At 44.8% G+C, this 12,954-nt stretch carries 9 protein-coding genes; 5 read left to right on the forward strand and 4 right to left on the reverse strand.

From position 1 onward, the window contains the following. Nucleotides 1-10: 10 nt before the first annotated feature. Entirely contained in the window at nucleotides 11-1,636 is a 1,626-nt protein-coding gene (locus ACYQ0C_RS00690; protein WP_016275157.1) for a tetratricopeptide repeat protein, read from the reverse strand. A gap of 350 nt (nucleotides 1,637-1,986) precedes the next feature. Between ACYQ0C_RS00690 and rnhB the strand changes: the two genes are divergently transcribed. Further along, nucleotides 1,987-2,592, forward strand: a complete 606-nt coding sequence (gene rnhB / locus ACYQ0C_RS00695; protein WP_016275158.1) for a ribonuclease HII — start codon at nucleotides 1,987-1,989, stop codon at nucleotides 2,590-2,592. A 212-nt stretch (nucleotides 2,593-2,804) separates the two neighbouring features. Here rnhB and fucP read toward each other — a convergent pair whose 3' ends face one another. From fucP to ACYQ0C_RS00710, 3 genes are all read right to left on the reverse strand, one after another. Then, the gene (fucP, locus tag ACYQ0C_RS00700; protein WP_016275159.1) at nucleotides 2,805-4,118 is read right to left on the reverse strand and encodes an L-fucose:H+ symporter permease; all 1,314 of its coding nucleotides are present in this window, start codon (nucleotides 4,116-4,118) and stop codon (nucleotides 2,805-2,807) included. 112 nt (nucleotides 4,119-4,230) lie between these two features. After that, nucleotides 4,231-6,006: an L-fucose isomerase gene (fucI, locus tag ACYQ0C_RS00705; protein ID WP_016275160.1), complete on the reverse strand. Its 1,776-nt coding sequence runs from the start codon at nucleotides 6,004-6,006 to the stop codon at nucleotides 4,231-4,233. Nucleotides 6,007-6,027: 21 nt separating this feature from the next. Next, on the reverse strand, nucleotides 6,028-7,008 hold the full coding sequence (locus ACYQ0C_RS00710) for a GntR family transcriptional regulator (RefSeq protein WP_016275161.1): 981 nt from the start codon (nucleotides 7,006-7,008) through the stop codon (nucleotides 6,028-6,030). Nucleotides 7,009-7,252: 244 nt separating this feature from the next. On the opposite strand from ACYQ0C_RS00710, the gene ACYQ0C_RS00715 reads away from it, so the two are divergent. The 4 genes from ACYQ0C_RS00715 (at nucleotide 7,253) to ACYQ0C_RS00730 (ending at nucleotide 12,830) form a co-directional block, all read left to right on the forward strand. Continuing rightward, on the forward strand, nucleotides 7,253-9,286 hold the full coding sequence (locus ACYQ0C_RS00715; protein WP_016275162.1) for a sensor histidine kinase: 2,034 nt from the start codon (nucleotides 7,253-7,255) through the stop codon (nucleotides 9,284-9,286). Between the two features lie 89 nt (nucleotides 9,287-9,375). Beyond that, a complete protein-coding gene (gene gpmI / locus ACYQ0C_RS00720) occupies nucleotides 9,376-10,890 on the forward strand; it encodes a 2,3-bisphosphoglycerate-independent phosphoglycerate mutase (RefSeq protein ID WP_016275163.1) in 1,515 nt (504 codons plus the stop codon). A gap of 102 nt (nucleotides 10,891-10,992) precedes the next feature. Continuing rightward, on the forward strand, nucleotides 10,993-11,574 hold the full coding sequence (locus ACYQ0C_RS00725) for a DUF3109 family protein (RefSeq protein ID WP_016275164.1): 582 nt from the start codon (nucleotides 10,993-10,995) through the stop codon (nucleotides 11,572-11,574). A gap of 68 nt (nucleotides 11,575-11,642) precedes the next feature. Beyond that, the gene (locus ACYQ0C_RS00730; RefSeq protein ID WP_016275165.1) at nucleotides 11,643-12,830 is read left to right on the forward strand and encodes a porin; all 1,188 of its coding nucleotides are present in this window, start codon (nucleotides 11,643-11,645) and stop codon (nucleotides 12,828-12,830) included. Nucleotides 12,831-12,954 lie beyond the last annotated feature (124 nt).

A 12,954-nucleotide genomic window follows, 5' to 3' on the forward strand; every position in this document is an offset into this window, starting at 1 on the left:
TATAGGTTCTTTAAATGTTTTGCAAGTAGTCTGTTAAATCCTCTTCTGAAGACAAGTTCAGGGATTTGCGTAGTCGGTAGCGGTTCATATTGATTGTTTTGGGAACATTGCCCGTGAGCATTGAGATTTCTTTGGTAGAAAGATTGACCCGTAACAGTGTAGCCAGATATTTTTCACCTTGTGTCAAATTGGGATGCCGTTCGGATAACCGCTGAAGGAACTCCTGATTCTTTTCTTCCACATTCATCAATAAGGTGCTGTTGCTCTTGTCTCCATTCTGATATTGGCTGATAAAGGCATTGACTTTCTTCAAATGAGGGATCAGTGTCTGCTGGTCCATTTTGTATCCTTGCTTTATCATTTCTCTGATTTTCTCTAGCAATTCATTACGGCTATGCAGGAATACGGCGAAGCTGGTTGCTTCCTGCCGGCTGTTGTCCAAGGCATTTTGTACGGACTTCAGCTCCAGTTCCTGTTGGCGTACTTTAAGTTCAGCCAGTTCATGCTCTGACTGCTCCAGATTATAGCGGGCTACCATTAGCTGCATGTTCTTTTTGCGTTTATACCATTTATATAGGAATATGCTGAGTACTGCCAATGAAATGAAAACAACCATTAATATAAACAAGTTGCGTTTCAGCAATTCTATTTCGTAGGTTTGTTCCCTTATTTCCGCTTTCCTCTGTTGGTTCTGGTATCGTTTATGCGAAATTTCTTGTTCTACAATACGTAGCTTGCTTCCGCTTTGCAGATCTTTGCTCAAGGTATATAGTTGCATGAGGCATTTATAGGCATTATTATAGTCTCCAAGAGCTTCATATACCCAAGACAAATATTCATAATTGTCGCATATTAATTCCTTGGCATTGATGGAAGAGGCTACTTCGTATGCTTTTTGCAAGGCTTGCAAGGCATTGCCATATTGTTTGGCATAGAAATATTGCTTTCCCATATTATTATAATTTTCTCCCAACGACCATTGGGAGTTCAGATTTTTGTTGATGACAATGGCTTCATTGATAAAACCTATTTTCTCATTAAAATCCCCTTCATATAAACACAGGTTGTTTAAATTGGCGGCAATTCCCCGCAGATTTTTCTGGCTTCGGTTGATGGCAAGTGCTTGCCGTAAGAATTGTCCGGCCGTATTGAATTCATTCATGGAGTAGTGGATAATGCCGCGGTCGTTGTAACATAAGGCAATGGAAACGGAATCTCCTATGGATTTAAAGATAGAGGTGGCCTTCTCGTTCATCTCAATGGCTTTATTATAGTCGGTCAATTTACAGTAAAGAGCTCCTGCCAGTGCATAAATTTGTCCGTTTAACTCCCTATTGCCCGGGGTTACATATTCCATAGCGTCATATAGGTTTTTGATACTTACATCAAAATTGCCTAATAGTTTTTCTGCCTGGCTGTAATAGAATATTGCTTTTGCCTTTTGGTCACTCCGGCTCTCGCCGGGAAATAATTCAATGACTTTGGAAGCATAGTAGCTGGCTTGTTTGGGATTGTTGTATAAGGCGTCAACCGATTTTTTAATCAGTAATTCGGCCTCTTGTTGTTTTTCGCTAGCATTGGCCCATGAGATATTTACCAGGCAAAGAATGATATATATAAGTAGTTTCTCTTTCATAACTCAAGCGTGTTTTTAGCAAAAGTAGTGATTTTGTTAAACAAAAGTAGGGGTTTATTTTGAGATAGCCTAATGATTTTCTCTTTTATAAAGAATATCTATGATCTTTATCCGATTTATCCGCCAACCATTTGGCTGGTTTGTTTTTCAGCAAATACGGCCTTAACCCTATTGATGTTGGCAGCATTTTGCATAAAATATATTTGGCGCAGGCTTGTCTTCTTAAGTTATTAAGATACATCGTTTAGTCCATAAACAGTTTTCTAGTTGAGGAAATATTGTATAGAAGTGGCGGATTGCAGGTCTCATTTTTGTTTCCTATCTTTGTTGTTCAATAATAAAGACGAGTTATGTTATTACCTTATTTGAATAAAGACCTGATAGAGGCCGGCTGTGATGAAGCGGGCAGGGGATGCTTGGCGGGATCGGTATATGCGGCTGCCGTTATTTTGCCAAAGGACTTTAAGAATGAATTGCTGAATGATTCCAAGAAACTTACCGAGTGCCAGCGTTATGCCCTTCGGGAGGTGGTGCAGCGGGAAGCGCTGGCATGGGCGGTAGGAGTGGTGACTCCGGAAGAAATAGACCGAATCAATATTCTCAATGCATCTTTCCTAGCCATGCATCGTGCCCTTGACCAGCTGAGTCTTCGTCCACAGCACTTGTTGATTGATGGAAACCGTTTTAAGAAGTATCAGGATTTACCACATACCACTGTGGTGAAAGGAGATGGGAAATATCTTTCTATTGCTGCTGCATCTATCCTTGCGAAAACTTACCGTGATGACTACATGAATGGTCTGCACGAAGAATACCCTTTTTATGATTGGAGCAATAATAAGGGATATCCCACAAAAAAGCATCGTGCGGCTATCCGTGAGCATGGCACGACACCGTATCATCGGATGACTTTTAATTTGTTGGGGGAAGACCCGCAGCTGGAGTTGAATTTTTAGGTATCCGAAAGTGGATGCATTGTGATGAATAGAAAGACATTTTTACACGTATGTACGTGAAGCCCTGCACATGCGTCTGTATACGCTTACGCATACGTACGTGCGGGCTTTCGCGTATGTACGTGTAAATGGATGCCTCCTGACGTGATATCCGGCTGATAAATTCATAATCTTTGAAATACTGATTATCACTTTGTCAGCCGGAGTTTAAATCAATATTTCCCCCGCTGGTAGGAGCGGTGTCCATAAATTGTAATGACCACAAAGCAGATGAACGGCAAAATAAACGAAACATTCACAGCCGGCATATTCCAAATGGTGCTCATATCAATAATGCTTGCCTGTAGCGGAGGAAGTACGGAACCTCCCAGAATGGCCATAATCAGGCCGGCTGCCCCGAACTTTGCATCATCTCCCAGTCCTGTCAAGGCGATGCCATAGATAGTGGGGAACATCAATGACATACAGGCTGAAACAGCTACCAGACAGTACATGCCCCAGATATTCTGGAAGAAGATGACTCCGGCAGTGAAGCAGCAGCCCGCAATGGCAAGTATGGTCAATAATTTACCCGGATTGAGGTAGCGCAGGATGAAGGTACATACAAAACGGCTGATGCAAAAGATGACCATCGCTATGATGTTATATTCCTGTGAAAGAACTTCGGCGGCTTTTTCTTCCATGCCTTGCGACATGAACAGGCGCGTGCCGTATTGGATGATGAAAGTCCAGCACATGATCTGCGCCCCTACATAGAAGAACTGTGCCACCACGCCTTCACGGTAATGATGGATGGAGAAGATGCGTTTCAAAGTGGGGCCGAAATTGATGCTGTGAGACTGGTCACCGTTTTTAGGCATCCGGGTGAAACGGATGATGAGGAACATGATAAGGATGACAATGCCGATCGTCAGGTAAGGGGCGATGAGTACGGACAGGTCTGCATCTTTTACCGCCGCGAATTCCATCGGATTCAATTGGGCGCGTTCCGCCGTGTCCATCGGGTTCAGCTTGGCTTGGATAAAGTGCATGGCGACATACATTCCCAGCAGTGAGCCCATGGGGTTGAATGATTGTGCCAGGTTGAGACGCCGGGTGGCGGTGGCTTCTGTTCCCATGGATAGAATGTAAGGGTTGGAACTGGTCTCGAGGAAGGAGAGTCCGCAGGTCAGGATAAAATAAGCTAATAGGAACGGATAGTAACTACCTGTCATTTTAGCGGGAAAGAATAATAAGGCTCCTACGGCATAAAGTCCCAGCCCCAGCAGGATACCGGCTTTGTAAGAGTATTTACGGATAAACATGGCTGCCGGAAAAGCCATGGCGAAATATCCGCCATAGAAGGCGACTTGCACCAATGCGCCATCAGTGACGCTCATCCGGAAAATCTTTGAGAACGCTTTCACCATCGGATTGGTGATGTCGTTAGCAAATCCCCACAAGGCAAAGCAACAGGTGACCAATATAAAAGGTAGCACGTAGCTGATTCCGTCTTTGTGTAGAATGGATTGGTTTGTATCTTTCATTTCGTAAATTGAAAATTGAGAATTAAAAATTAAGAAATGAGAATTGAGAATTAAAAAAGGACAGGCGTAAAGCCACTGCTCATTTTTTAATTTTCAATTCTCAATTTATGAACTATTTGTAAATAGGTCCGTAAGTTGCGCATGCTCTGTAGTCGGAACCTTCCTTGTCCATACCGAAGGCATTCCATGCTGCCGGACGGAAAATCTTGTCGTCTTCTACATTATGCATACATACAGGAATGCGCAGCATAGACGCCAAGGTGATCAGATCCTGTCCGATGTGACCATAGCTGATGGCACCATGGTTGGCCCCCCAGTTGTTCATTACCGAATAGACATCACGGAATGCGGGTTTGTCGCATAGACGAGGCACAAACCAAGTGGTGGGCCATGTGGGGTCTGTACGCATGTTCAGTACCTGATGGATTTCCGGATCAATATCTACAGTCCAGCCTTCTGCCAGTTGCAATACAGGGCCCAGGCCTTTTACCAGATTAAGACGCATCATGGTGACAGGCATGCCGCCTTTGGACAGGAAGTTGGATGAGAAACCGCCTCCACGGAAATAGTCGCGGTCTGCCGGATACCAGGTGGTGGCCTTCAGGCAAGCTTCTACATCGGCTTCAGTCATTTCCCAGTTGGGCTTCATGCAGGGTTCTCCCGCCTCGTTATGGCTTTCACCGGTAGCGTCCAAGGTTGTCGCACCTGAATTGATAAGATGGATGATACCGTTTTCTGCCATTCCTGTAAGCTCTTTACCAGTCACACGTTTCACCGCTTCGGGACTCCAGTAAGTACGGATGTCGGAGAACATTTGTCCGCAGCCGCTCAGCAGATGGCCGAATAGCATGGCAACGCCATTGCATGCATCATTCTCGGTAGCCAGTACGTATGCTTCACGAATGCCGTTCCAGTCGAAAGTGGTGTTGAGCAATGCTTCGCTGAAGTCACCGTTGGGTTTCCAGTCCGTCCATTGGCGTTGTCCCTGGAATCCGGCTGCGATGGCATTATGCCCGATGGCTTCTTCTTTGAATCCCATTTCGCGGAGTTTTGGATTGCCGGTCATCAAGTCGCGCATGATGATAGTCATTTTTACAATGAATTCCCAGTCGGCATCCTTCTGTTCGCGGGTCTTGCGTTTTTCGGGACGGTTTTTGAAATCTTCGCCTTCATTGGGCTTGCAATATTTTTCTGTCCACGCCATAGCTTTGGCATATTCTTCGTGGTCATAGATTCCCTCTTCCATGCGGCGGAGAATTTCTGTCTCATCTACGCTTTCGTTGCGTATGCCCAGATATTCCTGGAAGAAGTCAGGATCAACGATAGATCCGGCGATACCCATGCAGACACTGCCGAAAGAAAGATAGCTCTTTCCGCGCATATTGGCTACAGCCATGGCGGAACGGGCAAAACGCAATAGTTTCTCTGATACATCAGCAGGAATGGTATTGTCGTCCAGGTCTTGTACATCGTGTCCGTAAATGCCGAAGGCAGGCAGGCCTTTCTGTGCGTGTCCAGCTAATACGGCAGCCAGATACACGGCTCCCGGACGTTCTGTGCCATTGAATCCCCAAACGGCTTTCGGCCAGTGTGGGTGCATATCCATCGTTTCGGAGCCATAGCACCAGCAGCTGGTCACAGTAATGGTGGCACCTACTCCTTCGCGTTCGAATTTCTCGGCACAAGCAGCGCTTTCGGCTACACGGCCGATGGTACTGTCGGCTATAACACATTCCACGGGACTTCCGTCACCGTTTTTCAAGTTGGATGAAATCAACTCGGCAACTGCTTTTGCCAGATTCATAGTCTTGTCTTCAAGGCTTTCGCGAACACCGCCTTGGCGGCCGTCGATAGTGGGACGAATCCCGATTTTAGGATACTTTTTCATGATATAATAGGTATTTAGTTGTTATATGGAATTTCTTAAATGTACTTCGGTAGGGAGGTATATCTTGGTTTCTTTACCGGTTAGTACGAATTCGGCGGCTTTCCGCCCTAACTCTTCCCAATTGATGCTTAAAACGGTAATGCCCTGGTCTATCACCTCGTAGGCAGGTGTGTCGTTATAAGCTATCAGTCCGAAGTCTTCGCCGCATTTCAGCCTTTCAGCCCGGCTTTGCTTGATAATATGGACTACATCTATCTGGCGGAAAGCGATATATACTTCTCCTTTGCAGACTTGTATTCCGTCTATGTTCTTTATAATGGCTGAATCGATGCGATGATCCAGACAGAAACGGTTGAAATATTCGCAACTGCTTCGGGGGTGCTTGATGTCTTCGGGAAATAAAAGTATTAGTTTCCGGTATTTCCTCAAATGTTCTTTCAATGCGGCCAACGCATGATAAAAGGAATCGTCGAAATCCTGACATACGTACGAATAATCCTTTTTGTCGAATTTCCCGAAATCCAACAGCAGCAGTTTGGACGAGTCTATCTTGTAGAGGTGGGGAGATAACTTCTCATTGTCAAAGTTCATCACAATGTATTTGTTGTATCGGCCCATGGATTCGCGTAAGATGGTGTTGAACAGCCGTTCATTGTATTGATGGAACAATAAATCCACTTTATAGTTGATGGATAACTCCTTGATAAAACTATTGTATAAAGAGTATTTGAAAGGGGAATACTCGTCCAGCAGAAGCAGAATGTTGGTAAGCTTGTTGGTGACATAGTAGCCTTTCCCCGGAGTGGAGTCTATGATCCCCCGGTCTTTTAAATCAATGAATGCTTTGAATACTGTATCCCGAGACACTTGATAGTCACGGCTCAGTTTATTGATGGACGGTAATGCACAGTCCGATTTATATTTGCCCATGGAAATCTCCTGGCTGAGTAAATCAGCCAGTTGCTTTACTTTAGTAGTTTGTTGTCCAAAGGTAATTTTCATGAACTGTTCAAGGTTTTATGCGGACAGTGGTAACTGTGCTGAACTGTCCCGATGCAAAGAAATGCAATTTATTCATAAACAGCAACATGAAACTGTATGTTTTATAACACAAGAATATCGGATGGAATGAATCTTTTATACAAGGAGGAAAATATTTTCGGGTTTTGTATTGGATATTCTGTGCGATTACCTATTTTTGCTTTTATTCAATAATTGCGGGGAATTCAGAAAAAACAATCATTTTATGAAACGCATACTTATCGTATTATTAGTAGGAATTTCCGCCTGTAACATCCAGGCGGAGAATGTGGGGAAAGATTTTTTTATCAGACAATTGGACTCTTCTTTATCTAAGGCGGAGAAACTGGAAGTGCTGACAGACTCGATGGATGGGACCAGAGGGGAAGATCATCTTTATTGGGCAAAAAGGCTCTATGAGGAGGCTTTGTCATCCGATGATGAATATTATCAGGAGGAAGCCTTGACGGAACTGTTGCGGCATTATATCAATCATGATGTGAAAGATACCGCACGGCATTATCTGGCTGAGGCGGAGAGGGTGCTTCCCGACAGCGAATACAAGCGTTATCTATTGAAGTTCATGCGTACCATCATGGATGTCAGAGTGGTGTACTATCAGGATAACTCCGAGAGAGACAGCCTGATGACACAGGTGCTGCTGAGGCTGAAAAACAATCAACAGGCAAGCAGGCTGGAAAAGGCGGCCGATTATTATTTGATGGGAGCGGCTACAACTTCCAGGGCGGAAATAGACTATGAGACGAAAGCGGACGATGTGATAAGGTACTTTGATCTGACACTTCAGCAGACCGAGGGCCTGCCGATACGTACCGCCATGCTGTTTCGCCCCAATTGTTTTTTCCAGATATGCGGAAACGCTTTCTCGGATTCGGTGAGGGTGAGGTATGGGTTGCGCTACTTGGCTATGTTGCAAGAATATCAGACCTACCTGAAAACCAGAAAACGGAAATTTACGAATCAGAGACATTTCCTGAACGCATACTCCATGCTGGCTTGTTCCTCTGAAACATTGGGACGTGCACAAGCCGACGCATATTTCCGGAGATTTGTGGAACTGAACCGCCGCTATCCCGAAGATGCCAATTTCACTCCCACTTACGAGTATCTGTTTACCGCATTCAGATATTATTCCAGTATAAATGACAAGAGGAAGACATTGCAGGTTTGTGATTCTATGGTGACTTATCTGCATAGTGTGGACATGGGGGCGCATGCCTCGCAGTATGTCAGGGAGAAGATTGCCTTGTGTGACAGCCTGCATCTATATAAGGAAGGGTTCGAGGCTTTCAAACTATACGACAGCATGCTGGCAAAAGTCCAGAAAACCACAAAGGCGGCGGAGGCCAAGGAGGCCGAGATAGAGCAGGAGGTGGCCCGGCTGATGCTGGAGAAAAAGACCTTGGAGGCGGAAAAAAGCAATATGCGCCTCCTTTTTCTGCTGGCGTTGTTTGTGCTGGCGGTGTGTACCATTCTGTACACTGTTTTTTATCTGCGGAAGACCAAGGCGCTGAATAAGGAACTGAAGGAAACCAACCATAAGCTGGTGCTGGCGGGCGGACGGTTGAGGGAGAGCGAGCGGATGAAATATGCGTTTATCCGGAATTTGTGCAATGAGATCTTCACTCCGCTGAATGCGATTAAAGGCTTTTCGGACTTTCTGCTGGATAGTGATGTCGATGAGGCTGAGAGAAAAACATTCCTGAAGATTATCAGCGAGCATTCCAACCAAATAAGACGGATGATGGACAATATTCTGGAAATAGTCCGTCTGGATAGTAACGAGGGGCATCTCCCGCTGGACTGGACCAATATTCATACTCTTTGTACTTGGGAATTGGAAACGTTGAAAAAGGATGCCATGAAGCCCGGGATAGAATATAAGGTGACAGGCAATCAGGAAAATGATGTGGTATGCACCAATCAGACTTATCTGGGTTATATATTGGGACATTTGCTGAATTATGTCAACCGTGCTACGGAGCAGGGGGATATTGTTGTGTCCTATCAGCTGGATGCAGAGGCTGGGAAGCAGTCGGCCCATATTTACCTCACGGCTACCGGAAAAGTAACACAGAGTGAGGTGAAATCCGGCAACGTCACTCTGGATGATTCTGCCGGTGCGTCGGATATTGCCTTGCTGGTTTGTGAAATGATAGCCGGGCGTATGAATGCCAAACTGATCCGGGATACGGAATTTAAAGACGGACTGCGTTTTATCATTGAGCTTCCTCTGTAAAAAATAGGCGAAACATTATTCATTGACAGGGCTTTTTTGTACCTTTGCACCCGGAAAAAGCAAGGATAAACTTTAAACAAAATAAGATTATGAGCAAAAAAGCCCTTTTAATGATTCTTGATGGCTGGGGTATCGGTGATCAAGGTAAAGACGATGTAATCTTTAACACTCCCACTCCTTACTGGGATTCACTGTTGGCAAACTATCCGCACTCTGAATTGCAGGCTAGCGGTGAGAATGTAGGTTTGCCCGACGGACAGATGGGTAACTCCGAAGTAGGACACTTGAATATCGGTGCAGGACGTATCGTTTACCAGGACTTGGTGAAGATTAACCGTGCTTGTGCCGACAATAGCATAATGAAGAATCCCGAAATTGTTTCCGCTTTCTCTTACGCAAAGGAAAACGGCAAGAACATCCACTTCATGGGGCTGACTTCAAACGGTGGCGTGCACAGTTCATTCGATCATTTGTTCAAACTTTGCGATATTGCTAAAGAATATGGCATTGGGAATACATTCATCCACTGCTTTATGGATGGTCGTGATACAGACCCGAAGAGTGGTAAAGGCTTTATTGAACAACTGACCGCACACTGTGAAAAATCAGCCGGTAAGATTGCTTCCATCGTCGGCCGTTTCTATGCAATGGACCGCGACAAGCGTTGGGAGCGTGTGAAAGAAGCATACGACCTGTTGGTTGAAGGCAAAGGAAAGCAAGCTGCTGATATGGTTCAGGCTATGCAGGAATCATACGATGAAGGTGTTACAGATGAATTCATCAAACCGATCCATAACTCTACTGTAGATGGTACTATTAAGGAAGGGGATGTGGTTATCTTCTTCAACTACCGTAACGATCGTGCCAAGGAATTGACCGTTGTGTTGACCCAGCAGGATATGCCGGAACAAGGCATGCATACTATTCCGGGCTTGCAGTTCTACTGCATGACTCCGTATGATGCGTCCTTCAAAGGCGTTCATATTCTGTTCGACAAAGAAAATGTTCAGAATACGTTGGGTGAATATCTGGCAGCTAACGGCAAGACTCAGTTGCACATCGCAGAAACAGAAAAGTATGCTCACGTAACTTTCTTCTTCAATGGTGGTCGTGAAACTCCGTATGATGCGGAAGAACGTATCCTGGTTCCGTCTCCGAAAGTAGCCACTTACGACTTGAAGCCTGAAATGAGCGCATACGAGGTGAAGGACAAACTGGTAGAAGCTATCAAGACCCGGAAGTTCGATTTCATTGTTGTGAATTATGCCAATGGCGATATGGTAGGTCATACAGGCATTTATGAGGCTATTGAAAAAGCAGTGAAGGCCATTGACGAGTGCGTGAAAGATACGGTGGAAGCAGCTAAGGATAATGATTATGAAGTAATCATCATTGCCGACCACGGTAATGCCGACCATGCATTGAACGGAGACGGTACACCTAACACGGCCCATTCTTTGAATCCTGTTCCGTTTGTATATGTGACAGAGAACAAGAATGCCAAAGTGGAAAATGGTGTGTTGGCGGATGTTGCTCCTTCTATCCTGCATATTCTGGGCATGGCTCAGCCTGCTGACATGACCGGACGGGATTTAATAAAATAATGTAGGAAGTATATTTATTTGTCATTCTGGACAAGGCGGGGAATCTGTAATGAGCATGGATTCGTCACTTTGTTCAGAATGACATTTTAATTTAATATAAAGATGATTCAGATAGATGATGTTGTAATCTCCCTTGATGTGTTTCGTGAGAAATTTCTTTGTAATCTCGATGCATGCAAAGGTGAGTGCTGTATAGAGGGGGATGCCGGCGCACCGGTAGAACTGGAGGAAGTGGAAAAACTGGAAGAGGTGCTTCCTGTTATTTGGGACGAACTTTCGCCCGAGGCACGGGCGGTGATTGATAAACAGGGAGTGGTTTATACGGATGAAGAAGGCGATTTGGTAACTTCCATCGTCAATCATAAAGACTGTGTATTTACCTGTCATGATGAGAAGGGATATTGTTATTGTGCCATTGAGAAAGCTTTCCGGGCAGGTAAGACCGATTTCTATAAACCAATCTCCTGTCATCTTTATCCCATCCGTATAGGTGATTATGGTCCTTACAAAGCGGTGAATTATCATCGTTGGAACGTATGTAAAGCCGCAGTGTTGCTGGGACAAAAAGAGAATCTGCCTGTTTATAAGTTCTTAAAAGAACCGTTGGTACGGAAATTTGGCGAGGAATGGTATAAGGAGCTGGAGATTGCGGCAGAGGAATTGCAGAGAAGAGGAATGATGTAAATCTTGTCCGGTTTGTATCATTCCCGATTTATTATATTAACCAAAATTTAATACTACGAAAAGCCCCCATGAAAAGATTACTCTTGTCGTGCTGTATCCTGTTATGCGTCGTTTCGGCTATGCAGGCTCAAGAACAGCCCTTAATCAGTCCGGATGATTCTATCCGCAGTTTGGTGGGACGTCTGTTCCCGAACAGCAATCCGGATATTTCGGCGCACATGAATCTGCAATTCTCTACTTCGGGAGTTGCCAACTTTGTTGAAGGCGATTTGGAAGACGCCTCTTTCAAACTGAATCGTGTGAAGCTGGAAATATTAGGTTCTTTCAGCAAGCAATTCTCTTATCATTTCCGTCAGTCGTTCAATAAATACAGTAATCCGCACTCGCTGGATAATTTATCCTCTTCTATTGAGTATGCTCTGGTAAATTGGAAGATGTCCGATAAGTTCACTTTGAATGTCGGAAAACAAGATATCGCCTTGGGAGGATATGAATATTATGTCAATGCCATCAAGGTACGCGAGTATAGTGAGTTTAATGATAATATCAGTTGCTATCAGGCGGGGGTAGCCGGAAGATTCAATTTGTCGTCTGCCAATGAGTTGGTGCTTCAGGTAGTAAACAACCGTAGCGGAGAGAATGATGAGACTTATCTTTACGGTTTGCCACAAGGGGTGGAAAAGGCCAAAGTCCCTGTTCTGTCAACCGTGAACTGGAACGGGCTCTTCTTTGATAATGCGGTGCAATTGCGTTATGCGGCGTCATACGGACAGCTGGCGGAAGGTAAAAACCTTTATTGTTTTACGGCGGGTAATATATATGAGAAAGGTCCTGTTATCGCTTATGTTGATTTGATGTATTCTCGTGAAGGATTGGATAGCAAAGGAATTATCAGTGACTTGCAAGGCCCTGTTCTGTCGGCTCCGTCTACAGCGCAGCATGCGGAATACTTTACTACCGTGGTGAACTTTGACTATCGTATCCATCCTAATTGGAATCTTTACCTGAAAGGCGCTTATGAGAGGGCTGGTATTTATAAGACAAACGGGCATTTTGAGAAAGGGCTTTATCGTACGACATGGAATGCGCAGGCTTGTGTGGAGTATTTCCCGATGCGCAATAGCGAACTGCTTCTCTTTGCCCATTTTTTATATAAAGGACATCATTTGGCCCGGCGTGCGCAGGCCTTGGGAGGCATGAGTCCGGATACCCAACGCGTCTCCATCGGGCTGGTTTACTCTATTCCGGTGTTCTGATACACACAACTGTCCTCATGCTGCACGCTAAAGCGTTTTTGCTGTATGGTCAAGACCTTTTATACAGAAAGCTACTGCATCCTTCCATAGCAAGATGTACGTCTCACAGTGGAAGAACGTAGTA

Source organism: Phocaeicola sartorii JCM 17136 = DSM 21941 (assembly GCF_054653615.1).